We start from the raw sequence: 24,230 nt of genomic DNA, 5'->3' as shown, positions 1-24,230 counted from the left end.
TCCTGCATGTATCCAGAAATAGAGTCATATGGTGTAAAAGAGGAGGTATCAAATGATTAGTTTAAATGGTCGGATACTCAAGCCTGAGGATCTTAGTAATGAAATTGCTAGCAGCGAGCAAAAGGTAATGGTAAATGAATTGGCGAGTTACCCTGTGATCTATTATTATGAATCTATTCAACAGCTGAAATTTGAGTTGCTTTTTAGAGTGAATACAGTAAAAGCAGCAAATGCATTAAACAAAAGCGGGGCAAAGTTTACGACCTTCACTTATTCTTTTCCGAACAGAAAATACTGGTATCGCTTGCCAAACGGAGGGTTTCTTTTACGGGATGGAATCGATCCTTCAGAAGGAATTGAAGATATAGTGAAAAATGGGGAGCTCTATGCCTTTGAATGCTCTACCGCGATTGCCATTGTTTTGTATATTGCTGCCCTATATTCGATTGGACCGAGGGCTTTTAATACGTATTTTAGCCGACTATACTTAATGGATTGGCAGTTTGATGAAGATCTTCCTATTTATCAAAAAGATGGAGAGGATTTTCTTATTGGAGATGTTTTACATTTTAAAAACCCAGATTTTGACCCAAAGCAGCCGTGGTGGCGGGCAGAAAATGTAATTTTTTTAGGAAATGATAAATTCTATGGACATGGAATTGGAATTAGAGATTCAAAGACCATTATTAAATTTTTAAACGGAAAGAGAAAAGAAAACGCTGATGAGTCTGCCTATCTAATGCGTATGATCACAAGACCAAATTATAAAACGATCAGCCTATTACGGTGAAAATTTAAGGAGCGTCCATTAAGGAGGCTCCTTCTATCTATTTAAGAGTGTAATCTTCCGTCAAAATCTGCGCTAAGCCGTTTACATATTAGATGGTCCAGCTCACGTCGTTTTTCAACTTCCATTCTCACATTTAATTTACGTTTGTAGACTTCATAACATACTCCATGTGCACTTAACAAACCTTTTTCCATTTCATTTGTGTACTTCATTTTCAAATAATGGATAATGAATCCCTCCGGTTTTTACCGTTCATTACGGCTTTTTTGTTAATACAATAATAATGATAGCACTGAAGATTTTTCGTTACAAAGTCGAAAAAACGGCATATACCGGCGTCAATGAGGGTGACATAGAAAGTCGCGGATATAACTCTTACATCCTTAAAATAGGAGCCATATCCTTCCATTAAGAGCTTGTAATGTTATTTAACCGAAAGACTGTGTTATATAATGCTGTTGATTTGCGCTCCAGAAACCGCCTAAGTAAAATAGGCGGAGACTTTCCGGGAAAATGCACAATGGAGCCTGTTTGGGGATAGCTAGGCGGACGGTTTCCGGTTATGTAAAGCAAAACCACTTATTTTTGAAAATTTCAAGCCAATAGGCGGAATCTCTCCGTTTATTTGAGCTTTTTTTAGTGGGAATTATTAATTGAGCGGAATTACTCCGTCTATTTTCTAAAAATTATTAAAATCAACCATAAACTTTAACACATCCAACCGAAAAGAAAGCCCATTGCATCTGCTGCAATGGGCTTTCTAAATGATTTCTTTTTTAATTCATAGATTTATCTAACAGGAAATCGGCTTTAGGCAAAGTAATAATCTTGCCGCCAATTTGTACGTGTACGGTATCGTTGAAAATGGCTTTTACAATTCCCTTTAGTGAAACGCTTGAGTTGATTGAGATATCTTTTTTATCAGATTGATTTGCCATATTAATCAACACCTTCCAAAGTTAATTATAAAATATTATATATGAATAAAAACAAAAAAAGCGAGTAAAAAGTCTCAAAAAAACCAAAAATAAATAATTTGTTCATGTTATCTACAATCAATGCCAAGGGGTGTGAACATCCATTGAAATAACATGAACTATAGTTCAAGTATTACATGATTAAGAGATTCTGTCAATGGAAACATGAACTACGGTTCAATATTTGTGTTTTGTGTTATAATAGCAATGAGGTGAGAAAAATGTCAGACCGAGAAGACCAGCTGGTGGGTGAGTTTCCATTAATTCCGAAGCAGGAACGTGCCCAGCTTAAACGAGATTTGTTGCTAAAAAGTGGTCAAGAATTATTTATCACAAAAGGGTATGAGCATACCACGGCAAAGGAAATCGCAGCACATGCAGGGGTAGCGACTGGGACTTTTTATCGGTACTTTTCGGATAAACGACAGCTATTAATGTCTCTGTTAGAGAATCAAATCGAGATGTTAATGCCGCCTGAACCAAAATGGGGTGACTCAGATCCGGAAAGCATGCTGGCGTCCCTGTTAGAGGCACATGATAAACGGATTAAGGAAATGGGAATGCAGCGATTGCTTCCTGAATTATTGGCAAAGGACACTGAATTTGCTGAGGTGTTAGCAGCGGCAAAACGGAAGATATTTACTAGAATTCTTTTGGGATTAACAAAGGCATTTGAGAAGGGTCTAACCTGGAAAGATTTAGATTTAAATACAGTTACATGGTCGCTGATGACTTTGGCCGAGCATGCACCTGATAAAATGAAACAATGTGGGAACGTGACCGATTATCGTGAAGTGGCAAAAGTAATTTGCCGGATCATTTTTCCACCGGAAGAGATCAAAAAGTTACAATTAAATGAAACTGAAAACGAAACTGAAGCAGACGAAGTAGAGTAATGATTTTTGAAAGGATGTAAACACTGGGAATGGAAAAGACCCTTGATTTGAATTATTTAAAAACAATTAAAATTGAACTGACTCGTTTTATGATGGCTTATAAATTTGCCCTCGATGAAATGACGACAAAGATCAATATACTAAAAGATGAATTCAATTATATTCATGATTACAACCCGATAGAACATGTAAAATCACGGTTAAAATCACCTGAGAGTATTTTTAAAAAAGTACAGAGAAAAGATTGTGAATTTAATCTAGAAAGTATTAAAACAAATATTAAAGATATAGCTGGGATAAGGATTACCTGCTCATTTATTTCGGATATTTATGAGATAAGCAGGATGATTGCGAATCAAAAAGACGTCCGTATTATAGAATATAAGGATTATATAAAAAACCCAAAACCGAATGGGTACCAAAGTCTGCATATGATTGTGGAGATTCCGATCTTTATGTCCGACCGTGAGGAACAGATTATGGTTGAGATTCAAATTCGCACCATTGCGATGGATTTCTGGGCAAGCTTAGAGCATAAAATCTATTATAAATATAACAAGGAAATTCCTAAAAAAATGCTGGATGAACTAAAATCCACGGCAGAAATGGCGGGGCTTTTGGACCGGAAAATGGAGAAACTGCATAGAGAAATGGATAAAATGAAGAAAGATGATGAAGCTAATGAGCTCCTTCTGCCATTTGGAGTCGGAAACAACAAACTTAAATTCTTAGAATCTTTTATGGAAGAAAAATTGGGAATTAAATAAGAAGAAGAGCCTATTACTTAATTTGGTAATAGGCTTTACTATTTTATGTAAGAAAATCTAACGGATTATTCAAAAAATTCTTTTATTTTATAAACGAGCTGTTATATAATAGGAATCAGCAAAGGAGAAAAGGGGGATTTACTTGGAAGGACTTGTAAATTGGTTGAATGGAATTATTTGGAGCCAGGCACTTATTTATTTATGTTTAGGGGTAGGTTTATTTTACACGCTATCAACTCGGTTTCTTCAAATCAGACATATGAAGGATATTTTTAGGCTGACGTTTAAAGGTCAAAAATCTGAAGCCGGAATTTCATCCTTTCAGGCGTTAAACCTTGCATTGTCCGGCAGGGTTGGTACAGGAAATATTGCAGGGGTTGCCACTGCGATAGCATTTGGGGGTCCAGGGGCCGTTTTTTGGATGTGGTTAATCGCGTTTTTAGGTGCTGGTTCAGCCTTCATAGAATCCACACTTGGTCAGGTATATAAGTCAAAACAAGACGGACAATTTCGAGGCGGTCCAGCTTACTACATAGAAAAAGGGCTGAAGCTTAAATGGTATGCCGTATTATTTGCGATTGTAACAGTTATTGCGACGGGAGCCCTTTTACCTGGGGTACAAGCAAATAGTATCGCTGTCAGTATCGATAATGCTTTCGGCATCAATACAAGTATTACAGGTATCGTATTAATGTTAGTTTTAGCTGCAATTATTTTTGGAGGAGTAAAACGTATTGCACGAACAGCTGAATTTGTTGTACCATTTATGGCTGTTGGTTATATTATTGTTGCGCTAATCATTACATTTGCAAATTTTTCTCAAATACCAGAAGTCCTTTCTTTAATCTTCTCAAGTGCATTTGGCGGAAATGCAGCATATGGGGGAATTTTAGGTGCCGCTATCTCTTGGGGAGTAAAACGTGGTATATACTCCAATGAAGCCGGACAGGGTACTGGACCGCATGCAGCAGCAGCTGCGGAAGTATCACATCCTGCTAAACAAGGGATTGTTCAAGCCTTCTCCGTTTATATTGATACTTGGTTTGTTTGTACGGCAACAGCCTTTATGATCCTCATGACAGGAATGTATAATGTAACTCCTGAAGGGAAAGAACCAATTGTTACAAACCTGACTGAAGTTGAAGCGGGTCCTGGATATACACAAGCGGCAGTTGAGTCTGTATTACCGGGATTTGGTGCACCATTTGTAGCCATTGCATTGTTGTTCTTCGCCTTTACAACGATTATGGCTTACTATTATATGGCGGAAACGAATCTTGCCTATATTAGAAAAAATAAGAATCAATGGACGGAATATGTCCTGAAATTTGTTATTTTAGGCATGGTCTACTACGGCTGTGTCAAAGAAGCAGGTCTTGCGTGGGCTCTAGGGGATGTTGGTGTTGGAGCAATGGCTTGGTTAAACCTGATTGCTATTCTTCTTTTAACTAAACCTGCTATGAAAGTTCTAAAGGACTATGAAGCACAGTTAAAAGACGGAAAAGATCCTGTGTTTGATCCGGTAAAATTAGGGATTAAAGATGCTGATTTCTGGGAACATGAATATAAGTATCCAGAAGCCGAATCTGTTGAAAAAATAGGGTAACTTGAAAAAGAAAAGAAACTGACGCACGCTTGTCAGTTTCTTTTTTACTTTCAAGGTTGAGCTATCGCTTTACGATAGGGGGGTATGATATAATAACAAAAAATGAGGTGATGGAATGTCTTTTGAACATAAATCTGAGGAAGAAATGATCGAAGAATCTTGCTGTAATACGGAGGGCAGTCACCGTAAAAGTCATCATTCTGATAAGGTGAAAAGTAATCTTGTTACAAGGCTCAATAGAATTGAAGGGCAAATTCGCGGAATTAAAGGAATGATTGAAAAGGACACCTATTGCGATGATGTGATCACGCAAATTTCCGCAACACAATCTGCACTGAATAGTGTGGCAAAAATTCTGTTAGAAGGACATCTGAAAACGTGTGTAATTGAGAGAATACAAGAAGGAGACCACGAAGTTTTAGACGAAGTTCTTGTAACCATCCAAAAATTAATGAAGAAATAGCAGGTTCATCAAGCCGTACTTTATGTACGTCTTTTTTTATTCCACTACCAATTATTTCTAGAAGGAATAAGAAAATAGTATGGAGAATATTATAATTATAATATTCTGAAAACTATAGAGGTGAGGAGATATAAGGGCAACGAAAATAATCCTAATGGTATTTGCTGGACTTATCCTTTCTTTTAGTGTTTACGCTTATACAGTGTTTTATGGAACACCTTGGGCTAAACAACAACATGAAAAAAATATGAAAAACTACATTAAGGATAAATACCATACAGAATTTGTTCTTACTAAATTGAATTACAATTTTTTAAGTGAAACATACCAGGGATATGCCTACCCTACACAGCACTCGAACCTCTTGTTTATTATTGAGGAAGATATGGACTCTGCTCTTGGCTATTCGGATAATTATCCAAAGGTTATGTGGGATAGTGAGTTAGCAATGAACCTTAAAGCACAAATCAAAGAACTCTTTCCAGAATTGGATGAAGGAATGTTTAAAGCACTCCAAATTAAGGACAAAGCGGAATTCTTTGGTGCGAATATACCTTCCTATGAAGAAACAAACATTTCTACTCTCTCCACAACTATACCAATTGATATAAAAGCAAATTGGACACAAGTGAATCAAAAAAACGAAATACAAAAAATGAAAAAGCTTAGTCAATTTTTACAGGAGGCAGATTTTCCTGTATTAATGGAAGTAAGGTATTATGAAACTGAAATGAATGAACAGGCGAAGGTTTTCTTTATTACGGAAAATGGAGAAATCATTGAAAAATAGTGCTGCCACATATAGTGGAGCACTATTTTTTCATGGTTGTATGAATTTGTGATGCTGATTAAGCAGGTAGTTTTTTATTGCTCTTCTTCTAATCATGAGTAGGCCGAGGTTGTTATTCGTTTCCATAATAGAATTATTTTCTAATGTTTGATAGCTTACGATATCCCTCCATAAATATGAATTTGGTGTAATATTTTTTCCGACTTCTTGAATGTTATAAGAAGGAGTGCAGACACGTTGAATTTCGTTGTTTTTTCTTTTGATAGCATTCAGGGCCATTATTTGTTTCATCAAGATACCCCACAAACCTCCGAAACTCATATTTTTCAATGGAGAACTGGTAAATTGGTGAATGGTGAGTTTTTGACCATTTTGAAAGGAAACAGCTGCTTTAACTGCAGAGGCATAATGAACATCTCCCGATAAAATAATACAGCGGTTAGGTTTCCAGGCTGCTACCTGTTCGAGGAATTCAGTAAATCCTTTGCCATTATACTTCCACGCTTCAAAATCAAATCTGGTATGCACATTAACGCCTAATACTCTTAAAGGATAGACATAATCATGTAAAAACGTTTCAATAAGGCCCAGTCCATATAAGGGTGTGGCGGAAATAATCATTAAAGGGCTGCCGCTTTTCCATTCACTTTCAAACAGACTGTGGGTTACACGCCCCCACCCTTCTTGACTAATCAGCTTTGGAGCCCAGATGGTTTCCTCAATAAGTTGCCCAAATTTCTCTGGTCTTGGCTCCTGGCTGTATTCTCTTTGTGTACGTGTGTCCAAGAAGATCGCTTTTGGATTTGTTGGTGCCACAAAATGCCAAGAGTCAAAGTTCCATAAGGTGTTTTTCCATTCTTCTTGATAGGTAATTTTTCCAACGCTTAACATTTTAAAATAAGTTTTCATCAGCCAAAGGAATTTATCATTAAAGGATTGTGGGGCATTACCCCATCCTTGAAAAGCCCAATATGCGGATAAACCATTGCCTACAACATGGCTCCCTAATGCGGAGTTTTTAACATTTTCCTTCCACCTAAAGGATAGGTTCCAATCATCGGTGATGTCATGGTCATCAAAAATCATGTAGGTTGGTATGTTTGCAAGAAGACGTCGAATACGATAAAGAGAATGCTGAAAAGAAATCAGTGCCTCCTGGTGCTCCGTAAAGCGATTTCTAAGCCGAATTTCTTCGTTTTTGTTTTCCTTTTGATACCTATCCTCTTTTGGAAAAACAAAATAAATCTGATTCTTTTTAACACAGTCATCGTAATGTTCGAAAAGTCCATATTCTTGTGCAGTTTCCCATAGATGCGGGCTCCATGAGAGCAGATACATGGCAGCATACTCTCCGAATTTCATTAGGTGATTGCTCCCATGGGAAGAGGTGAAATGGCAAAATTTTTCCATAACATATTGCCTGCCGTTGACTTGGTTCAATGCCGTTTTGAAGGACTCCTGGTTTAGCCGCACATCTATTAATTCGAGGGGCTCTCTCGCACCCATTAATGCCTCGCTTAGTTTAGAAATGACGGGAAACAATGGATCTGCAACATCATCTGCATAAATCTGGTCTCCCATAAGAAATAATGTACTGGGACGAACCAGTAAATTATTATATTCCTTTTCTAGTAAAATGTCGGCAGTGGAGAGGGTATCCTCATTATCGCCATGAGGTTTTCGACATGACCCATAGAGGACATTGCAACGTTGGGCCGAACTGTTGAGAAATAGGGTAGGGTAGTCAAGGTTACCGTAGGTGATGGATTCGGGATTATCCTGCGATAGTAACCCTATTGAACGTAAGTCTTGAAGTTCAGAGCCTCTCTGAAAATGAATATTGTACCCGAGTAAGGTATCGGTTGGGAAGGTATCACGATAAGGGGAGAGTTGAATTAAATGAATAAACAGTTGTTTACCCATCCGTATCCTTTTCGTTTCACATTTTGTTTGGATACTTTCATAATCAAACGAACTAGTTTCATTACTTGAAGTGATACGATAAATCTCAGCATGAATTCGGTAACTTTTACTTGTCGCAATCCAAATTGTTATTTGATTAGGTTCTGCTCTCCGAACAATCGGCCCAGACAAGATCATTGGTAAGGGAATGAAATTCAATTTTACCACCTCATGATCATTTTATTTTGGGTTAGCTATTTTATTCCAGCACCTGGGTTTAGATGCAGACAATGAAATGGCTTGATTAGGTGGATGAATTGTAGAAATATTGCCAATATTTTTCAGGGATAAGGCTGATAGCTGTCTTATAATGGTAGTAAGAAAACAAAAGTCCGACGGGATGATTTTCGTCCTTAATGGTGTAAAAACATTTCCATGGAGGGTAGGATGATTTATGAAGACATTGATTGTTTATTGCTCGTCTCATGGCACAACAGAAAAAGCTGTCCAATTGGTGAGTGAGTGGATGGAAGGAGAAGTCCTTGCAGTTGATTTGAAACGGGATAAAATTACCTTTGATGTACGTGAATATGACTTCGTAATCATTGGCGGCTCCATCCATGCAGGAAGTATTCAAGGGAAAATAAAGCATTTTATCGGAAAGCACTATGATGAACTGTTAACAAAAAAACTAGGTCTTTTCCTTTGCTGTTGGCACGACGGAGAAACAGCACTTGAACAATTTGATGCTGCCTTCCCTGAGGAATTAAGAAGGATATCCATCGCAAATGGTATTTTTGGCGGAGAATTCTTAGTTAGTAAAATGAACTTTATTGAAAGACAAATTGTTAAAAAAGTAAATGGTATCACAGAGGACACATCGAATTTGGATACGACGGCTATTATGACCTTTGTTTTGAAAATTAATGCAACCATCGCACTTGTATAGAAAATGCCTGACCTCTAGCAGGTCAGGCATTTTTTGTTGAATTAGCAGATTTTTTGTATCAATTCAATTGAATTGTTTTTCGGTGAATTAACCAATGAGCTGACTTCATAGGATTCCATTATCGTATGATCCAATGGTTTTAGTAAGGGATTGAGCTTAGTAGTGTCAGTAATAGAAGGATCTAGCCAATATTTTTCATCTTCTGGTTTTAATATCACAGGCATCCGGTCGTGAATATCTTGGACTAATTCATTAGGACTCGTGGTGATTACAGAGCAGGAATAGATCGATTTTCCATCAGGTGATTTCCATTTCTCCCAAACTCCGGCCATTGCAAATAAGTCATTTGATTTAAGTTTTATCCTCATTGGAATTTTTGTTTTATGATCAAGCTTCTTCCATTCATAAAAACTATCCGCCACAATCAAGCAGCGTTTTTTTTGATAAGCATTTTGAAAGCTTGGTTTCTCCGTTAAGGTCTCGGCACGTGCATTAATCATTTTATAACCGATTGACATATCCTTCGCCCAGGGAGGAATTAATCCCCAGCGTAAAAAACCCATCTTATTCCGAGAGCCATCATTTATCACCGCTAACACCGACTGAGAAGGAGCCACATTATAACTCGGAAAATACTCCTCCTCCAGCAGAAAATTCTCAATATCAAACCGATCAATCAACTGATCAACCGTGGCAGTCAACGTGAAACGTCCGCACATCTAAGTACCCCCTTTATCGCTGCTACTTTCGGTGCCACTTTCGGTGCCTGTCACCGTTTATACATTATATCATCATTTATTCACTCATTTATACATCGTTGCAGGCGGAAAATGTATAAAATGGATTTTATAGGCCTATAATGGTTAAGGTTTTTCATTTTGAATTCAACGAGAAAGAGGTTGCTTATGAGGATTTGGTTTAATAGGTGGTTTACGACGGTTACGCATTTTATGGAGTTGATTCGTTCGAATGATGAGGGTCGGCGGTTTGAAATTTTTGGCACTCATTCGAATAAGGATGCTCTCTATTTGCAGTATTGTGATTATGCTTTTACAGAACCCACTGTATCTGGTGAGGAATATATAGAGTTTTGTCTTGCATTTTGTCAGAAGCATAAGATAGATATTTTCATTCCGAGGAAAGAAAATGTTCTCATATCCAAAAGGCTCGCTGATTTTGAAAACATAGGTGTTAAGGTACTGGTTTGTCCTGATTCTGACTTAATGGAAACCCTGGATAATAAGGCAGCTGCCTACCACTCTATCCTGCAGAAGGAAGAGGATGGCGCAGAACTGGTTTCGATACCTGATTTTTACGTTGTTAATAATAGTAAAGATTTCCAATCAGCCTATAAAAGTTTACGAGCAAAGGGACATACAGTTTGTTTTAAACCCGTCGTGGGTGAAGGGGCAACGGGTTTTCGCGTCATTGAGGATGACATAGAAAGCATCGACCAGCTTTTTAGAAGGGCGAGCAGCCGCCGTCTCTCGTATGATTACGCCTGTGAAATTTTAAGTCAGCAAGAGGTTTTCCCTGATCTAATGGTGTTAGAGTATTTAGATGGTCCGGAATTCAGTATTGACTGTGTAGCATCGACAGAGCAATTGTATGCAGCAATTCCAAGGATGAAAGGGGAAGGAAGAATAAGAGAAATTATCGATCATCATGAGCTTATTCAACTTGCCCAAAGGTTTCATCAACATTATCATATACCGTATATCTTTAATATCCAGGTGAAATATAGTCAAGGTGTCCCAAAGCTGCTTGAAATTAATCCGCGAATGAGCGGGGGAATGCATTTTAGCTGCTTAACAGGTCTTAACCTTCCATACTTGGGAATTAAACTCTTGCTTGGTGAAGAAATTGGTCAATTGAAACCTAAATTTGGTATTCGAGCCAGTCATCTCGAGAAGGAAATGATACTCGATAAAGATCTTTTTGCCTGATAGCAAACAACGCCTTGGATAAATTCCAAGGCGTTGTTTCGTTTTAGTCATTATTATTGGATTTTTTCATTTGTTTCCGGGACGCGTACTAAAACGGCGCCGCCTAAGATAAATAAAATAACTAAGCTAAAGACACCGGCATTTGTATTACCAGTAATTTGAGCAGTGAATCCGACTAAAGCTGGTCCAAGGATTGAGGCGAATTTATAGAAAATATTATAGAAACCAAAGAACTCGTTTGCACTTTCCTTCGGTACTAGCTTAGCAAAATAAGAACGGCTTAGCGCCTGAATGCCACCTTGTGAAGAACCAACAAGCATAGCTAAAATCCAGAAATCTAAGGTGGTTTTCATGAAATATGCATAGATACAAATAATAATATAGATGAAAATACCAACTAATAACATTCTTTTACCTGTGAATTTATCTGCTAGTTTACCATAAATAAGTGCAAATGGAGCAGCAATGACTTGAGTGGCAAACAGGATGATTAACAGATTAGTGGATGAAATCCCTAGATCTGTGCCATAAGCCGTTGACATGGTAATAATGGTATGGACCCCATCGATATAAAAGAAATAAGCAATTAGGAAAAGAAATAAAGGACGGTAGGCCTTTATCCGTTTAAGTGTTTGGAAAACCTTTTTAAAACTAGTAGAAACCGGGTTTGCAACCCTCTCGACGTAATAAACCTGTTGAACATTTTTTAACATTGGAATGGTAAAGGTTCCCCACCAAATCGCTGTGATGGCAAAGGCTATTTGCGTCGAAACGGTAACAGACAAAGGGAGAATCCCATGTTGTGATAATAGAATAAGAGCAATGCCAATGATGAATGGGATCGTACTTCCGATATAACCCATTGCGAAACCGCGGGCGGAAATCTTATTCATTCGCTCTTCACTCGTAACATCTACAAGAAAAGCGTCATAAAAGATATTGGCACCTCCAAAACCCATCACTGTAATAACATAACAGATTAAAAGGATTAACCATTGGTTACTTGGGACAACAGCGAGCAGTGCAGTAAAAGCAATCCCTAGAATCACAAAAAACGTAAATAATCTCTTTTTTAAGCCTCTAAAATCACCAATGGTTCCTAAAATTGGTGCGCATATGGACACAAGCAGAGTCCCGAAGGAATTAGCATATCCCAAATACGCAGTAGAAGTAGAACCAGCAAGACCTGCACCATTTGCTGCTGCTTTAAAATATAAAGGAAAAATAGCAGTTGTAATTAAGATGGAATATGCAGAATTCGCCCAATCATAGAATACCCAGCTCTTTTCTTGCTTCGTCAAACGACTCATAAATTTTCCCCCTTCATTTACACGGTTAAAAGCTCCTTTATGATTTTTCCATCGGTATCTCCTAAATTCAGACCTAAAAGCCTAGCCATTGTTGGACCTTCATCAATGAGGCGTGCTTTTTGTACGACGGTCTTAGGACGAATACCTTTACCAGCCGCCATAAAAATAGTCGAATACTCCGGCTTTTCTGGAGAATAACCATGGCAAGCAAGGGTGTATTTTTTATCTTCCAGAACATCCTCACGGGTAACGTTTTTAACATATTCTCCCTGAAAGTCTTCTAAAAAGTAATACCCTTTCTTAGCTTCTACCATAAATGTGCAGGAACCATCTGCCCCCTTTGAGGCTGCTTCTTCAGCAGTCAATATTTTTTCGATACCAGCGGCAGGGTCGGCGAGCAGAGACTTTAATAATTTTTTTACTTTTTTACTAGTTTCAAAGTCATCTCTGTCTTTTAGATAAATATATGCGGAGCCATCACAACTTTTACAATAGGCCTTCCAATTATTTATATTCCCTTTAGCATTGACGGATATAAGCTTGTTTTGTTGGAAAAGAACATTCAGGTTTAAGGCTTTGTTCTCATCTAAGGCACTATGGTCACCTAGTGCAATAATCGTAGAATTTTCATAAATGCCGCTTTCCCTTAGTGCAGAAAAAATTTGCCCGAGCCGTTCATTATGCCGAAGAATGGAAGCAAAGGCTTCCCTCGATGAAAAACCATTATGATGACGCTGGGTATCAAGGTCAGTAAAGTGCACAAGCAGCAGATTTGGCTTTTTCGTTTTAATGGTATGTACGGTGGAAGCTAAAACAAAGTCATCTAATTCAGGCTGATTTAAACCATTACGAATATGGCCAAAACGTTGATTCAGGTCCCATTGGTAACGGGGACTGCCATTTCGTAGAGAGACAAGAATTTGATTATGCCATGGTCGATTTGGAAAAATTTCAGGCAAATTGTAATCAATATTCGCTTTGCCGGTTACCGGCCAAAGTAATGCTGCTGTTGTCAAGTTTGCTTTTTTAGCTTCGTCATACAAAGTTGTCCCTTTGATTAATTTTCTATACCAGTTCCAGTCTGGGGAAGTTCTGCCCGGCTGAAGAAGTGTGTTATTTATAATTCCATGTTTATTCGGATAATTACCTGTGACAATGGTGGTATGACATGGATAGGTCACCGATGGATAAATGGATGCGACCTTTTTCACGTAGGAACCTTTTTCAAGGATGGTCTTAAAGTGAGGCAGTGTTTGCAGCAATGGAAAGTCTAGTGCTGACAGACAATCAAAAGAAATGACAATTAAATGATTCGTAAGCTGCTCCATGAAAACCTCCCAAAAAAGAGTAAACTACTATTCTAATTGTACAATAAATAAAGTGCTTTATTGTAAATTTTTTCTAAACTTGTAAGATGTATTTCTGTGAATCTTGATCATGTCGTTACCATTTAAGGATTCGATTTAGAAAGCTGCGATCCTTTATATTTTCATTTTATGGACAAGTGCCTTTACACTTTATGACCCATTTGAATCTATTATAGTAGGCGGTATTTCCAAGTTCATGTGACTAGGCAAGCATGATGGAATAAGGCTGCCATGATACTAATAAATAAATTAAGCTGCCAACTTAAAACGAAAGGAGTGAACATATGAATATTCAGAATTTAGAGCAATGGATGAAAAAAATCAAGGTGACAAATATGGTAAATGCAGATGTGGAAGTTGTGAATAACTCACCTCTACTAATGATGGGAAAAGGAAGGCAAGGTGCAGTATTCCAATTAACAAATGAAATGTGTGTAAAGGTATTTGGAAATACAGATGATTGCGACCGCGAATATTATGCTTTATCCCTTGGGCAACAAACCGCGCTATTTCCAAAGCTATATGGAAAAGGACCGCTTTATATTGTGATGGAAATTATCCAGGGTGTTGATTTACGCGAATATTTACAATCGCAGCCCCTGACAAAGGCACTTTCTGCAAGATTAATTGAAATGCTAATCACTTTTAAAAAAATTGGATATGAGAGAATTGACCATCATAAACGTCAAATTTACCTCCAACCAGATGGCAGTCTAAAGGTCATAGACGTTGCGAGAACCATTTGGCGTGATCGTGTTTATCCATACCCGCGTAAATTATTGACTTCTCTAGGGGAGGAAAATAAAGCAATCTTTTTGTCACATGTACAAGAAATGGCTCCGGAATTATATGCAGAATGGCTTCATTATATCCGCATGGAGGAAATCTCTAGACAAATCACCGCGGTACTACTTCCACAGGAACCGGATAAGGATAAGATCAAAAATATTAGTAACACCCTGTTAACCACAGCAGAGGAGAAAAACTATGTAACCAAGCTGCAAGGGTTGGTTCACAAGGTTTTCAAGGAAGAATGGGTAAAGACGATGCTTGCACGAGGCGTGGATCCGGAAAAAGTTATGGCCAAAATCGATGAGCATTGGGACCAACTCGAACAAAATTTTGATGAGAGACACCCAGAAGGTGAGAACTACTATGGCGGGGTTAGAGGTTTTGAAGGAGATCGAGGCATTAGAGGTGATCGAGAACAACGCGGTGGAAAACACTTCGAGGGAGATAGAGGTCGACGCAGCAAAGGTGCAAAAGGTGCAAAGGGTGGAAGACACTTCGCAGGAGATCGATACGAGAACCGAGACCGTCATGATGAGAAGCGAGACAAGAAGAAAGATAAGAAAAAAGGACGTTAAGCTGCTTTAGGGGTCGAACAAGAGAGACCGAACCGGGCTGAGGAGGAGCCTAATGAAAACGAGGGGAACCAATATGAAAGTATTAATAATTTGGCGTTTGCTGACGGTTGGCGGGGTGAATGCCGGCTGGCGCAATCGCGCGATTTATTTTAAAAAGCATGGAATTGAAACAGAGTTTTTGTATACGACCAATCACGGCGGGCTTCATATTATGGAAGATGTGGCCCCCGTTTATTTGACAAATGATGAACAAGAGATTATCAAAATCATAAAAAACAATAACTATGATGCCATCATTGTCGTTGATACGGGTGCTGCTTTTAAATGGCTAAAGAAAGCAAAATATCGAGGACCAGTATTGGTAGAGGCACGCACCCCGGAACTGATTAAGCTTAGGCCGCATTTAAAATCATTCAGAGGAATTAAGCCAGAAGCGATTATTGTTCCTTCACACTATCAAAAACGATTAGTTTCAATCCTAACGGACGGAATCCCGGTACATGTCATATATAATGGCATCGATACATCCTTTTACCGTGCTTTGCCGTGTGAAGAGATAAACTTCGACCGTGAACCAATCCTTCCTAACAGTAAAAAAATAATTGGCTGGATTGGCAGATTGGATAAACGTAAAAACTGGCAAATGTTATTGGAAGTGGCAAAACTCATGAAAAGTCAGCGCGATGATATACAATTTTGGGTCATCGGTGGTGCACAGAGTGTGCAGCGGGAGGAATTTGCAGCCAAATGGCAGGAGGAAGAGCTTACAGACATTGTTAAGTGGTTTCCGGTTATACCTTATCAACAAATGCCGGATGTTTATGCGAAAATTCGCCAATCAGGCGGCTGCACACTGGCCACAACGAAAACCGAGTCATTTGGTAATACATTTATTGAATCAATGGTTTGCGGGGTACCTGTCGTTGCCTCAAAAATGATGCCAGTTACAGAATTGGTTGTCCACGGTGAACATGGGCTGCTATTTCGTGGTCAAAACGTAGAGGATGCAGTGAAACAGCTATGTGATATTTTGGATCAACCCAGCCTTCATGAACAAATGTCTAATGCAGCAATAACACGCGTACATGACAAATTTGCTATAGAGGTTGTGGCAGACCAATATGTCCAGCTTTTGAAAAAAATTGCTGGAATCGATTCTGATGAGGTGACTGTGAATGATTAAGCCAGTCTCATATAAGAAAACATTAGAAGGAAAATCGAATGCTCACTTACTAACATTTAATGATGGTCAGGACTATGTCGTCAAATATTTTCAGCCTGGATTTGAAAAAACGCTGGCGAACGAATGGGTCGGGTATTGCCTTGCACGTTACCTTGGACTGCCAATACCTTTTGCACAATTAGTAGAAATCCCCCAGGAGTTTTCCTCGCAATATCCGGAACTTGCTCAAATGCAGCAAACACAGTTTCAATTTGCAAGTCGTTATGTACCAGACTGTTTTGATGGACATGAAGTAACCGATGTTCCTGCAATTACGAACAAAGAAAATCTAGCAGGCATTATTTTATTTGATTACTGGCTCTGTAATCGTGATCGAACTAGGAAAAATATCATTCTATGCGATGACACATCACACTCTTATCGCTTGTGGATTATCGATCATGCTGAAGTGTTCGCTTCTTATAACTGGACACAGGAGGATATTGAATCATTGCCAATCACGATTCTAAAGAGTGCCACACACCAAATTATGGCCTATTTTATTGAGAATGAGCAGGAGTTTCATGAGCAGCTAGAAATCATTCAAACGCTGCCTATTCATTTAATAGAAGAAATTGTGGCAGTCATTCCAGAGGATTGGCAAGTAACGAGTGAGGAAAGAAAAGCAATCGTCAGTACCCTGGTAACTCGACGTAAAAGAATACTAAGAAAATTGATGGAACGGTTTATTAAACGAGTTTATCTGCCAATCCATGAACATGACGTTTGACTCCCTTATCTTATTCGTGAAGGGAGTTTTATTTTTTTGAAAGTCATAAAATAAACGATTTTAATAGGTTACTAACGTGACCGGAGGTTATCCACCTGCATATAAAAGAATTAGAAGGGAAAAGGAAAGGAGGCAGCATATGAAAATCCGTAAGGCCATTATTCCAGCAGCTGGCCTCGGAACTCGATTTTTGCCAGCAACGAAAGCACAGCCAAAAGAAATGCTGCCGATTGTTGATAAGCCAACCATTCAATATATCGTTGAAGAAGCGGTCGCTTCTGGCATTCAGGAAATAATCATCATCATCGGCAGAGGAAAAAGATCGATTGAGGATCATTTCGATAAATCTTATGAGCTTGAGGATACACTTTATAGAAAAAACAAACTTGATATGTTAGCAGAAGTTCAAAAAATATCCAACTTAGTAAATATTGTTTATGTCCGCCAGAAAGAGCCAAAAGGGCTGGGACATGCTATTCTTTGTGCGAAAAGCATTATAGGTGATGAACCATTTGCAGTATTACTAGGTGATGATATCGTTATGTCGGAAATCCCCTGCCTTAAGCAGATCATAGATGTTTTTGAATATTATAATAGTTCGGTTGTGGCCGTGCAGACGGTACCAGACGAAGATGTCAGCAAATATGGAATTATTAAACCAAAGGGGACAATGATAGAGTCGGATTTATTCCATATTGATTCTTTAATAGAGAAACCCAGCCTAGAAGAGGCACCCTCTAGATATGCGATTATGGGGCGTTATGTCCTGAGTCCAAAGATTTTTGAGATTTTAGAGAGAATGCCTTTAGGCCGAGGAGAAGAATTACAGCTGACAGATGCCATCAATGAACTGAATAAACACCAGGCGGTTTTTGCCTATAACTTTGACGGCAGCCGCTATGACATTGGAGACAAACTTGGCTTTATTAAGGCAACGATTGATTTCGCATTAACCCGCGAAGATATTAGAGAATCGGTGTTAGCTTATTTGCAAGAAGTTACTAGGATAGAAAACCTTCAAAATAGTAAGAAAGAGATTGATTGATATGAAGATTGCTGTTTTAGGTACAGGCTATGTAGGCCTCTCAACAGGTGTGTGTTTGTCGGAGATTGGACACCACGTGACATGCATCGATATCAATGAGCAAAAGATTAACCAATTACTGCAAGGAATTTCTCCTATTTATGAACCAGGTTTGGAAGATTTATTAACTGCGAATATGCAAGCAGGCCGCCTGCATTTTACCACCTCTCATCGTGTGGCGTTAAGTGGTGTAGAAATCATTGTGGTTGCGGTTGGAACGCCTCAGGGTGAAGACGGGTCCGCTGACCTTTCCTATTTGGTACACGCTGCAAAAGATATATCTGCCTATATAAATCCTGACACCATTATTGTGATTAAGAGTACGGTGCCAGTCGGAACGAATGATTTTATTAAAAAAATGATTGAAGACCAATGTGGGTTTCCAGTGAAAATGGTTTCGAATCCCGAATTTCTTCGCCAGGGTTCTGCTATTGAGGATACGATGAAGGCGGATCGTATTATTATTGGCTCAGAAAGTCGAGAGGCTGCAGCGAAAGTCAGGGACTTGTATAAGCCATTACATGTGCCTGTGATTTTAACCAGTACAAGAAGTGCTGAAATGATTAAATATGCATCCAATGCGTTTTTGGCTACGAAGATAAGTTATATTAATGAAATCGCAAATTTATGTGAAGCGGTCGGTGCAGATGTTACAGATGTTGCTAGAGGAATGGGGAAGGATAAAAGAATCGGTGAAGCTTTTTTGAATGCCGGTATTGGCTACGGCGGCTCTTGTTTTCCAAAGGATGTCAAAGCCTTGCTCCACACAGCTGGATTAAATGGGGTTGATTTTCCTTTATTAAAAGAGACCATTGCCATCAATGAATATCAGCGAAAATTATTGGTAACAAAGGCAGTAAAACGGTTTGGAGGATTAAAAGGGAAGAAAATTGCGCTTCTAGGACTAGCGTTTAAACCAGAAACAGATGATATGAGAGAAGCACCGTCTATACCGATTTCTGAAGCATTAAACAAATTTGGAGCAGAAGTTGTTGCCTATGACCCAGTTGCCACTGAGAATGCAAGAAAGATTATTGGCGATAAGATTAGGTACGCAGGATCCATTGATGAAGCAATATTTGAAGCAGACGCGGTGTTCATTGTAACAGAGTGGAACGAGATCAAAGGTATAGATATAGCTAAAATGCTAGAAAAAATGAAAGAACCGGTGATCTTTGACGGCAGAAACTGTCTTTCAGAGGAGAAAATCCGAACATGCAGCGCTGTAGAATACTATCCAATCGGAAAACCACCCATCATTAACTAATTTACTAGGCATGAATGTTTGCAGAATGTTTCACTGCAAAAATCATGCCTTAGCTTTTTTCATTAGCAGAAAACTTTGATACAATAAAAAAGGTATCAACCGAAAATATATAACGAAGTTCTTGTTGAATAAAAAGTGTCCACTGGAGACGGACATTTGTACATTAGTGGTGCCTGTCACCAAAGTGTCATAGAAAGGTGTGAAAGTATGGTTATCGAGCATGAGCAGATTGAGCGGAGTGGTTTGACGCGTTATGTTTCTCCTAAGGGGGATTTTATTGGGTTTCGTGATGAGGATCATTATAAGGAGAAGTTGAAGGAATGGGGGCTTTCTTCGGGTAAGGGGGCAAAGCGGGAGTTTTTGTTTAAGGAAAGGAATTACCAGCGTGTTGTGACGATTAAGGGATTTGAAACATATGGAAAGTCTGACGAGTTTAATACACTTGTGATTGAGTTTCAGGATGGAAATTTGTGCTGCATTCACCCTGCTTTTCTAAAGGAAATGCAGGCTTCAAGTTTTGGTAAGGAGACAATGCTGCAAGTAGAGGAAAAGGATTTTAGTACAGCAGAAGAAGGTACAGAACCGCAAGCGAATGAAGAAAAACCTGAGCCAAAACTGGAAGAGAAATCTGAACCGAAAAAACCTAAAGCTGCCAAACCAAAAAAAGAGAAAGAACCGAAAATTGAACTTCCTGCAGATAAAGTTCACTTTACTGCGAGTGTTAAACAGTTCGCCCTTACATACAATCCGTTTAATGAAGAAAATGATGAAGTGGTTGTTCTTGAAAATGTCGTGATCGTCCAAGACCCGCCAATAGAAATTGGACTGGCATGGTGCAGTCACAGCAAAACACTTAAGAAGTTTGAGCTGCAACCAGGCGATATGCTTGAATTCGATGGAAAAGTGGCGAAGAAAAAACTGGCAAAAGGCAAAGATGTAGAAGAAGAATTCATCGTTGACGCAGCCGTTCCATATAAAGTCAACAATCCATCAAAAATAGTGAAAAATGGATAATTAAACGGGAGCCTAATCAGAAAGAGATCTTCATTATTGAAGTCTCTTTTTTTATTGGTAATTATTTTCTCGATAAGAGCACCTGTCCATTCAAAATATCCACGATTTCATACTTTATAGTAATCGTTCCTAAACGAGGATGACTGATGGAAAAAAGAGGAAGCATCACCTATTACAAAAATGAAGAATAATTTATAACACTCCCTCTTTAACTGCAGTCAATTGGAAGGAGGGGATAGAATGGCTGCTATTCAAAAAAGTGTAGACTCTTCAAGCTTGGCGGAAGTAATAGACCGTATTTTGGATAAGGGTGTGGTTATTGATTTATGGGCTCGTGTTTCTTTGGTGGGAATCGAGCTTTTGACCATTGACGCCCGTATCGTAATTGCCAGTGTAGATACTTGGTTACGTTATGCAAAAGCGGTTGGACTGCTCAAGGAACATGATCATCATCATTTCGCAGAAGAGTCATAGTAGTGGTTTGAATAGATGGGAAGGAGCCGAGGCTTGACTGTGCCTTGGCTCCTTTTTTTAAAATACTTCAATCGTTAGGAGGAATAATGTTGAATCCATCTGAAAAAGGAATCGGTACAGGAGAATTTGTTAAAACTCCTTTCTTCGAGGATATCATTTCAAGGAGCAAGCAATATTTGAAAGCTGGATTTCCTATTCATTTTGTTGGACCTACAGGCGTGGGAAAAACAAGCTTAGCCATCTATATTGCAAAACAACTAAATAAAAAGGTAACGATCATTCGTGGTCACCATGAATTAACGAATAAAGACCTATTGGGTCAGTACTATGGTGTTAGAAAAAAAGAATTAATTGATAACTATATTCACTCTGTTTTTAAGAAGGAGCAAGAAGTCAAACCAATTTGGGTTCAAGGACAACTAATCGAAGCAGTAAAAAATGGACATGTGGTGATTTATGATGAATTTTCACGTTCCCTGCCTGAAACGAATAATATATTTTTATCTCTATTAGAAGAAAAAGTTCTGCCTGTATACGGAAATGGAAAGGAATCTTTTATAAAGTGTCATCCTGACTTTTCAATTATTTTTACAAGTAATCCAGATGAGTATGTTGGAACTTTTCATACTCAGGATGCCCTCTTGGATCGACTGATTACCATTCATGTAGACTCTTGTGATAAGGAAACGGAAATTGAAATTCTGAAACAAAAAACAGGATTAAGCCATAGTGAAGCACAAGAGGTCGGCAGACTTGTTTCTAATTTACGGTCATATGGAAATGGATTTAGTCCTAGTTTGCGAGCAACATTAATGATTGCTTCGATTTCAAAAAAAACAAATATCCCCATTATTCCAGAAAATCCAAGCTATCAAGCATTGTGTATTGATATATTAAGCAGACCAATGAATCAACTTCTTCCAAAGCTCTCTTTTGCAGAAGTGAGGAAAGTGATTCTAAAGGAAATCCTGAGAAAGGATGAAAAAAAATGAGTACACATGATGGCGTGTACCTTTTTTGTGCCATACATGAAAAGGAGCCTAAGAAATTTGGAAGTGTTCAATTAAATGGCAAGAAGAGCGGGGTATATACCATCCACTTTGAAAATGTGGCTATGGTAGTATCAAAGGTCGCTGGTGATGTACTGCCAACTCGCCCTAACTTGATGGCACACCAACAAAAAATTACAGAGGTTATGAAACAATATAGCGTTATTCCCATGAGTTTTGGAAATGTATTTCATTCCAAAAAGGATGTTCTCTTAATTATGGAGCATTTAAATGAAGAGTTTGAGGAACTGTTTTCTCAATTAAAAAATAAAATGGAAGTTGGCTTGAAGGTTATTCCAAAGAAAGAATGGATGAACGAAGAAATGAAGAAAAATCCACTCTTAAATGAGTGGAAAGCCGCAAATAAAGACTTGGCTAACCCAGCTTCTTTTTATGATCAAATTCAGGTAGGTGAACAAGCCCAAAATTTTATACTGCATCTAGAGGAAAAGACAGCCACAGAAATTTATGAGCCTTTGCTGGAATTAGCAGAAGCAGGAAAGCTGAATAAAACGATCCCTGGAAAAACGCTGCTCAATGCTGCCTTTCTAATTGATACTAATAATGAAGAATCATTTGATAAAAGGGTTAATGAACTTTATGAAATTTGGAAGGATAAAGTGGAGTTTAAGTATTCTGGGCCATGGCCAGCTTACAATTTTGTGAATATCGTGTTAAGGATTGAAGGGAAATTATGATATTTAAATTATTTTCATTACCGATTCGTTCGTTAATTAAATTAGGTGAGAAAATTCAGGAAGAAGTGGATGAAGAGCTGTATGATCTTGTCAATATACAGCAACAACTGATAGAGCTGCATATGATGTACGATATGGAGGAAATTGATGAAGAGGCCTATATAGAACGAGAGCAAGAATTACTTATCAGATACAAAATCGCCAAAGATAGAGAAAAGAATGAGATGTAAAACGAGTGTGTAAAGGAGGAGGTACGTATGACGCATACTAAGGTGGAAACTGATTTTATTTATTTGTATGGTGTCATTCTTTCAGAGGAAATACAAAGTGCAGAGGTTCCAGTATTGGTTGGGATCGATCAAAAAAAGGCAGCAGTATTACATTATAAAGAACTAGCCGCAGTCATAACTCCAGTTAATCCTCAGAAATTTTCCCAGCAGCAAATTGACATTCAATTAAAAGATCCTGATTGGTTAAAGGAAAAAGCATTTCATCATCATGAATGTATTTCGGCAATCCATACCCATTTTACTGTCCTTCCTATGTCATTTTGTACGATTTTTCAAAAAGAAGAGAATTTATTCGCCTTACTTAATGAACAATACGATGTGATTCTACAACAGCTACTGAGATTCAAAGAAAAACAAGAATGGAATCTAAAAATTTATTGCAATTCGGAGCAGGCGTTTTCCTATGTGGTACATCATAATCCAAGTGTTCTTCAGTTAAAAGAAAACATTGCCAATATGCCAAAAGGAAAGCAATTTATTATGAAGAAGAGGCTAGACCAGCTGATTAAAAATGAATTAGAAAAAGAACAATCTCTATGGTGGCAGAGGATGGAACAACAGTTACAGTCAATCTTCTGCGACTCAAGGCTTCGAGCAAATTGGGGCAGGGAAATAACGGAGCGAAAGGATGACATGATCGTAAATTGTGACTTTCTTATTGAGAAAAAGCAAACAGAGTCATTTTTAGCGAAAGTTCAAGAACTTGAACGTACATTTTCTGCATTCGGGTGCACATTTCAAGTGAGTGGTCCATGGCCTCCCTACCATTTTTCAAAGGAGAAATAACCATGGAGCAGTATCATCTTTTTCAAAACAAAGAAATGACCCTGTTGGATCTCCTAGATGGAATTATTGACACAGGTGTAGTGGTGAGTGGAGAAATATTGATATCGATTGCCAATATCGATTTAATTGTGGTGGATTTAAAACTGCTCATTTCGTCGATAGAAAGTGCCTATGGACCATATGAACGAAAAATAATCGGGGAGGCATTAGAGGATGGAAAGGTTACCACTGGATTCTAATCAGGTAGAGCAGGGGTTGGCAAAGCTAGTGCTTACCATTATTGAACTTCTCCGTCAGTTGATGGAAAGACAGGCAATGCGCAGAGTCGAAAGTGATTCCTTAACGGATGAGCAAATTGAAGAATTAGGTTTAACATTAATGAGGCTTGAAGAAAAAATGGAAGAATTAAAGCAGATTTTTGGGTTAGAACATGAAGACCTTAATATTGAATTAGGTCCCTTAGGGAAACTGCTTTAACCTGAATAG

At 38.3% G+C, this 24,230-nt stretch carries 26 protein-coding genes; 21 read left to right on the top strand and 5 right to left on the bottom strand.

Annotated features, from left to right (window positions below; translation table 11 throughout):
* Nucleotides 1-52 precede the first annotated feature (52 nt).
* A complete protein-coding gene (locus ACN6MT_RS21525; RefSeq protein ID WP_419887974.1) occupies nucleotides 53-790 on the top strand; it encodes a protein-glutamine gamma-glutamyltransferase in 738 nt (245 codons plus the stop codon).
* Between the two features lie 776 nt (nucleotides 791-1,566).
* Here the strand turns inward: ACN6MT_RS21525 and ACN6MT_RS21520 are convergent.
* Nucleotides 1,567-1,728 (bottom strand): hypothetical protein, encoded by a 162-nt coding sequence (locus ACN6MT_RS21520; RefSeq protein ID WP_169803660.1) that lies wholly within the window; start codon nucleotides 1,726-1,728, stop codon nucleotides 1,567-1,569.
* Nucleotides 1,729-1,988: 260 nt separating this feature from the next.
* On the opposite strand from ACN6MT_RS21520, the gene ACN6MT_RS21515 reads away from it, so the two are divergent.
* The 5 genes from ACN6MT_RS21515 to ACN6MT_RS21495 all read left to right on the top strand — a co-directional run bounded on the left by ACN6MT_RS21515 (nucleotide 1,989) and on the right by ACN6MT_RS21495 (nucleotide 6,289).
* Nucleotides 1,989-2,663: a TetR/AcrR family transcriptional regulator gene (locus tag ACN6MT_RS21515; RefSeq protein ID WP_419887973.1), complete on the top strand. Its 675-nt coding sequence runs from the start codon at nucleotides 1,989-1,991 to the stop codon at nucleotides 2,661-2,663.
* 29 nt (nucleotides 2,664-2,692) lie between these two features.
* Complete coding sequence (locus ACN6MT_RS21510; RefSeq protein ID WP_419887972.1) at nucleotides 2,693-3,430, top strand: GTP pyrophosphokinase; 738 nt, start codon at nucleotides 2,693-2,695, stop codon at nucleotides 3,428-3,430.
* A 142-nt stretch (nucleotides 3,431-3,572) separates the two neighbouring features.
* A complete protein-coding gene (locus ACN6MT_RS21505) occupies nucleotides 3,573-5,036 on the top strand; it encodes an alanine/glycine:cation symporter family protein (RefSeq protein ID WP_419887971.1) in 1,464 nt (487 codons plus the stop codon).
* A 115-nt stretch (nucleotides 5,037-5,151) separates the two neighbouring features.
* Nucleotides 5,152-5,499, top strand: coding sequence for a metal-sensitive transcriptional regulator (locus ACN6MT_RS21500; RefSeq protein ID WP_034673066.1), 348 nt, complete (start codon nucleotides 5,152-5,154; stop codon nucleotides 5,497-5,499).
* A gap of 154 nt (nucleotides 5,500-5,653) precedes the next feature.
* A complete protein-coding gene (locus ACN6MT_RS21495) occupies nucleotides 5,654-6,289 on the top strand; it encodes a hypothetical protein (RefSeq protein ID WP_419887970.1) in 636 nt (211 codons plus the stop codon).
* A 30-nt stretch (nucleotides 6,290-6,319) separates the two neighbouring features.
* Here the strand turns inward: ACN6MT_RS21495 and ACN6MT_RS21490 are convergent, their stop codons facing one another.
* The gene (locus ACN6MT_RS21490) at nucleotides 6,320-8,410 is read right to left on the bottom strand and encodes a hypothetical protein (RefSeq protein WP_419887969.1); all 2,091 of its coding nucleotides are present in this window, start codon (nucleotides 8,408-8,410) and stop codon (nucleotides 6,320-6,322) included.
* Nucleotides 8,411-8,645: 235 nt separating this feature from the next.
* Between ACN6MT_RS21490 and ACN6MT_RS21485 the strand changes: the two genes are divergently transcribed.
* Entirely contained in the window at nucleotides 8,646-9,140 is a 495-nt protein-coding gene (locus tag ACN6MT_RS21485; protein ID WP_419887968.1) for a flavodoxin domain-containing protein, read from the top strand.
* Nucleotides 9,141-9,181: 41 nt separating this feature from the next.
* Here the strand turns inward: ACN6MT_RS21485 and ACN6MT_RS21480 are convergent, their stop codons facing one another.
* Nucleotides 9,182-9,859, bottom strand: coding sequence for an SOS response-associated peptidase (locus tag ACN6MT_RS21480; protein WP_419887967.1), 678 nt, complete (start codon nucleotides 9,857-9,859; stop codon nucleotides 9,182-9,184).
* Between the two features lie 186 nt (nucleotides 9,860-10,045).
* Between ACN6MT_RS21480 and ACN6MT_RS21475 the strand changes: the two genes are divergently transcribed.
* The gene (locus ACN6MT_RS21475) at nucleotides 10,046-11,086 is read left to right on the top strand and encodes an ATP-grasp domain-containing protein (protein WP_419887966.1); all 1,041 of its coding nucleotides are present in this window, start codon (nucleotides 10,046-10,048) and stop codon (nucleotides 11,084-11,086) included.
* Nucleotides 11,087-11,139: 53 nt separating this feature from the next.
* Here the strand turns inward: ACN6MT_RS21475 and ACN6MT_RS21470 are convergent, their stop codons facing one another.
* Both ACN6MT_RS21470 and ACN6MT_RS21465 read right to left on the bottom strand, forming a co-directional pair.
* A complete protein-coding gene (locus tag ACN6MT_RS21470) occupies nucleotides 11,140-12,396 on the bottom strand; it encodes an MFS transporter (RefSeq protein WP_419887965.1) in 1,257 nt (418 codons plus the stop codon).
* A gap of 17 nt (nucleotides 12,397-12,413) precedes the next feature.
* Entirely contained in the window at nucleotides 12,414-13,724 is a 1,311-nt protein-coding gene (locus tag ACN6MT_RS21465) for an ectonucleotide pyrophosphatase/phosphodiesterase (RefSeq protein WP_419887964.1), read from the bottom strand.
* 323 nt (nucleotides 13,725-14,047) lie between these two features.
* Here ACN6MT_RS21465 and ACN6MT_RS21460 point away from each other — a divergent pair, with 323 nt between their 5' ends.
* From ACN6MT_RS21460 to ACN6MT_RS21400, 13 genes are all read left to right on the top strand, one after another.
* Nucleotides 14,048-15,130, top strand: a complete 1,083-nt coding sequence (locus tag ACN6MT_RS21460) for a hypothetical protein (RefSeq protein WP_419887963.1) — start codon at nucleotides 14,048-14,050, stop codon at nucleotides 15,128-15,130.
* A 52-nt stretch (nucleotides 15,131-15,182) separates the two neighbouring features.
* Nucleotides 15,183-16,313, top strand: coding sequence for a glycosyltransferase family 4 protein (locus tag ACN6MT_RS21455; protein ID WP_419887962.1), 1,131 nt, complete (start codon nucleotides 15,183-15,185; stop codon nucleotides 16,311-16,313).
* Nucleotides 16,306-17,082 carry a HipA family kinase gene (locus ACN6MT_RS21450; RefSeq protein ID WP_419887961.1) on the top strand — a complete coding sequence of 259 codons (777 nt, stop codon included), beginning with the start codon at nucleotides 16,306-16,308 and terminating at the stop codon, nucleotides 17,080-17,082. The genes ACN6MT_RS21455 and ACN6MT_RS21450 overlap by 8 nt, the downstream gene beginning before the upstream one ends.
* A gap of 139 nt (nucleotides 17,083-17,221) precedes the next feature.
* Entirely contained in the window at nucleotides 17,222-18,127 is a 906-nt protein-coding gene (gene galU, locus ACN6MT_RS21445; RefSeq protein WP_419887960.1) for a UTP--glucose-1-phosphate uridylyltransferase GalU, read from the top strand.
* Nucleotide 18,128: 1 nt separating this feature from the next.
* Nucleotides 18,129-19,433 (top strand): UDP-glucose dehydrogenase family protein, encoded by a 1,305-nt coding sequence (locus tag ACN6MT_RS21440; protein WP_419887959.1) that lies wholly within the window; start codon nucleotides 18,129-18,131, stop codon nucleotides 19,431-19,433.
* A 207-nt stretch (nucleotides 19,434-19,640) separates the two neighbouring features.
* On the top strand, nucleotides 19,641-20,447 hold the full coding sequence (locus tag ACN6MT_RS21435; RefSeq protein ID WP_419887958.1) for a hypothetical protein: 807 nt from the start codon (nucleotides 19,641-19,643) through the stop codon (nucleotides 20,445-20,447).
* A gap of 240 nt (nucleotides 20,448-20,687) precedes the next feature.
* The gene (gene gvpJ, locus ACN6MT_RS21430) at nucleotides 20,688-20,921 is read left to right on the top strand and encodes a gas vesicle protein GvpJ (RefSeq protein ID WP_063252352.1); all 234 of its coding nucleotides are present in this window, start codon (nucleotides 20,688-20,690) and stop codon (nucleotides 20,919-20,921) included.
* A gap of 86 nt (nucleotides 20,922-21,007) precedes the next feature.
* On the top strand, nucleotides 21,008-21,913 hold the full coding sequence (gvpN, locus tag ACN6MT_RS21425) for a gas vesicle protein GvpN (protein WP_419887957.1): 906 nt from the start codon (nucleotides 21,008-21,010) through the stop codon (nucleotides 21,911-21,913).
* The gene (locus tag ACN6MT_RS21420; RefSeq protein WP_419887956.1) at nucleotides 21,910-22,668 is read left to right on the top strand and encodes a GvpL/GvpF family gas vesicle protein; all 759 of its coding nucleotides are present in this window, start codon (nucleotides 21,910-21,912) and stop codon (nucleotides 22,666-22,668) included. The genes gvpN and ACN6MT_RS21420 overlap by 4 nt, the downstream gene beginning before the upstream one ends.
* Nucleotides 22,665-22,898 (top strand): gas vesicle protein GvpG, encoded by a 234-nt coding sequence (locus tag ACN6MT_RS21415; RefSeq protein WP_419887955.1) that lies wholly within the window; start codon nucleotides 22,665-22,667, stop codon nucleotides 22,896-22,898. Before ACN6MT_RS21420 ends, ACN6MT_RS21415 begins: the two co-directional genes overlap by 4 nt.
* Before the next feature lie 27 nt (nucleotides 22,899-22,925).
* The gene (locus ACN6MT_RS21410) at nucleotides 22,926-23,744 is read left to right on the top strand and encodes a GvpL/GvpF family gas vesicle protein (RefSeq protein WP_419887954.1); all 819 of its coding nucleotides are present in this window, start codon (nucleotides 22,926-22,928) and stop codon (nucleotides 23,742-23,744) included.
* 2 nt (nucleotides 23,745-23,746) lie between these two features.
* Nucleotides 23,747-23,983 (top strand): gas vesicle protein, encoded by a 237-nt coding sequence (locus tag ACN6MT_RS21405; RefSeq protein ID WP_419887953.1) that lies wholly within the window; start codon nucleotides 23,747-23,749, stop codon nucleotides 23,981-23,983.
* Entirely contained in the window at nucleotides 23,958-24,221 is a 264-nt protein-coding gene (locus ACN6MT_RS21400) for a gas vesicle protein K (RefSeq protein ID WP_335531205.1), read from the top strand. Before ACN6MT_RS21405 ends, ACN6MT_RS21400 begins: the two co-directional genes overlap by 26 nt.
* Nucleotides 24,222-24,230: the final 9 nt, after the last annotated feature.

The organism is Neobacillus niacini (assembly GCF_048572935.1).
Taxonomy (GTDB): domain Bacteria; phylum Bacillota; class Bacilli; order Bacillales; family Cytobacillaceae; genus Neobacillus; species Neobacillus niacini.
The sequence above is the reverse complement of the archived record's forward strand: the minus strand, read 5'-3'. Positions and strand labels throughout refer to the sequence as shown.

Excerpts from the sequence above, each read along its gene's own strand:
- gvpJ (WP_063252352.1), top strand. The coding sequence starts at position 20,688 with ATGGCTGCTATTCAAAAAAGTGTAGACTCTTCAAGCTTGGCGGAAGTA.
- ACN6MT_RS21480 (WP_419887967.1), bottom strand. The coding sequence starts at position 9,859 with ATGTGCGGACGTTTCACGTTGACTGCCACGGTTGATCAGTTGATTGAT.
- ACN6MT_RS21515 (WP_419887973.1), top strand. The coding sequence starts at position 1,989 with ATGTCAGACCGAGAAGACCAGCTGGTGGGTGAGTTTCCATTAATTCCG.
- ACN6MT_RS21470 (WP_419887965.1), bottom strand. The coding sequence starts at position 12,396 with ATGAGTCGTTTGACGAAGCAAGAAAAGAGCTGGGTATTCTATGATTGG.
- ACN6MT_RS21400 (WP_335531205.1), top strand. The coding sequence starts at position 23,958 with ATGGAAAGGTTACCACTGGATTCTAATCAGGTAGAGCAGGGGTTGGCA.
- ACN6MT_RS21465 (WP_419887964.1), bottom strand. The coding sequence starts at position 13,724 with ATGGAGCAGCTTACGAATCATTTAATTGTCATTTCTTTTGATTGTCTG.
- ACN6MT_RS21520 (WP_169803660.1), bottom strand. The coding sequence starts at position 1,728 with ATGGCAAATCAATCTGATAAAAAAGATATCTCAATCAACTCAAGCGTT.
- ACN6MT_RS21485 (WP_419887968.1), top strand. The coding sequence starts at position 8,646 with ATGAAGACATTGATTGTTTATTGCTCGTCTCATGGCACAACAGAAAAA.
- ACN6MT_RS21410 (WP_419887954.1), top strand. The coding sequence starts at position 22,926 with ATGACGCATACTAAGGTGGAAACTGATTTTATTTATTTGTATGGTGTC.
- ACN6MT_RS21525 (WP_419887974.1), top strand. The coding sequence starts at position 53 with ATGATTAGTTTAAATGGTCGGATACTCAAGCCTGAGGATCTTAGTAAT.
- ACN6MT_RS21495 (WP_419887970.1), top strand. The coding sequence starts at position 5,654 with ATGGTATTTGCTGGACTTATCCTTTCTTTTAGTGTTTACGCTTATACA.
- galU (WP_419887960.1), top strand. The coding sequence starts at position 17,222 with ATGAAAATCCGTAAGGCCATTATTCCAGCAGCTGGCCTCGGAACTCGA.
- ACN6MT_RS21460 (WP_419887963.1), top strand. The coding sequence starts at position 14,048 with ATGAATATTCAGAATTTAGAGCAATGGATGAAAAAAATCAAGGTGACA.
- ACN6MT_RS21475 (WP_419887966.1), top strand. The coding sequence starts at position 10,046 with ATGAGGATTTGGTTTAATAGGTGGTTTACGACGGTTACGCATTTTATG.
- ACN6MT_RS21435 (WP_419887958.1), top strand. The coding sequence starts at position 19,641 with ATGGTTATCGAGCATGAGCAGATTGAGCGGAGTGGTTTGACGCGTTAT.
- ACN6MT_RS21415 (WP_419887955.1), top strand. The coding sequence starts at position 22,665 with ATGATATTTAAATTATTTTCATTACCGATTCGTTCGTTAATTAAATTA.
- ACN6MT_RS21510 (WP_419887972.1), top strand. The coding sequence starts at position 2,693 with ATGGAAAAGACCCTTGATTTGAATTATTTAAAAACAATTAAAATTGAA.
- ACN6MT_RS21440 (WP_419887959.1), top strand. The coding sequence starts at position 18,129 with ATGAAGATTGCTGTTTTAGGTACAGGCTATGTAGGCCTCTCAACAGGT.
- ACN6MT_RS21455 (WP_419887962.1), top strand. The coding sequence starts at position 15,183 with ATGAAAACGAGGGGAACCAATATGAAAGTATTAATAATTTGGCGTTTG.
- ACN6MT_RS21450 (WP_419887961.1), top strand. The coding sequence starts at position 16,306 with ATGATTAAGCCAGTCTCATATAAGAAAACATTAGAAGGAAAATCGAAT.
- gvpN (WP_419887957.1), top strand. The coding sequence starts at position 21,008 with ATGTTGAATCCATCTGAAAAAGGAATCGGTACAGGAGAATTTGTTAAA.
- ACN6MT_RS21420 (WP_419887956.1), top strand. The coding sequence starts at position 21,910 with ATGAGTACACATGATGGCGTGTACCTTTTTTGTGCCATACATGAAAAG.
- ACN6MT_RS21500 (WP_034673066.1), top strand. The coding sequence starts at position 5,152 with ATGTCTTTTGAACATAAATCTGAGGAAGAAATGATCGAAGAATCTTGC.
- ACN6MT_RS21405 (WP_419887953.1), top strand. The coding sequence starts at position 23,747 with ATGGAGCAGTATCATCTTTTTCAAAACAAAGAAATGACCCTGTTGGAT.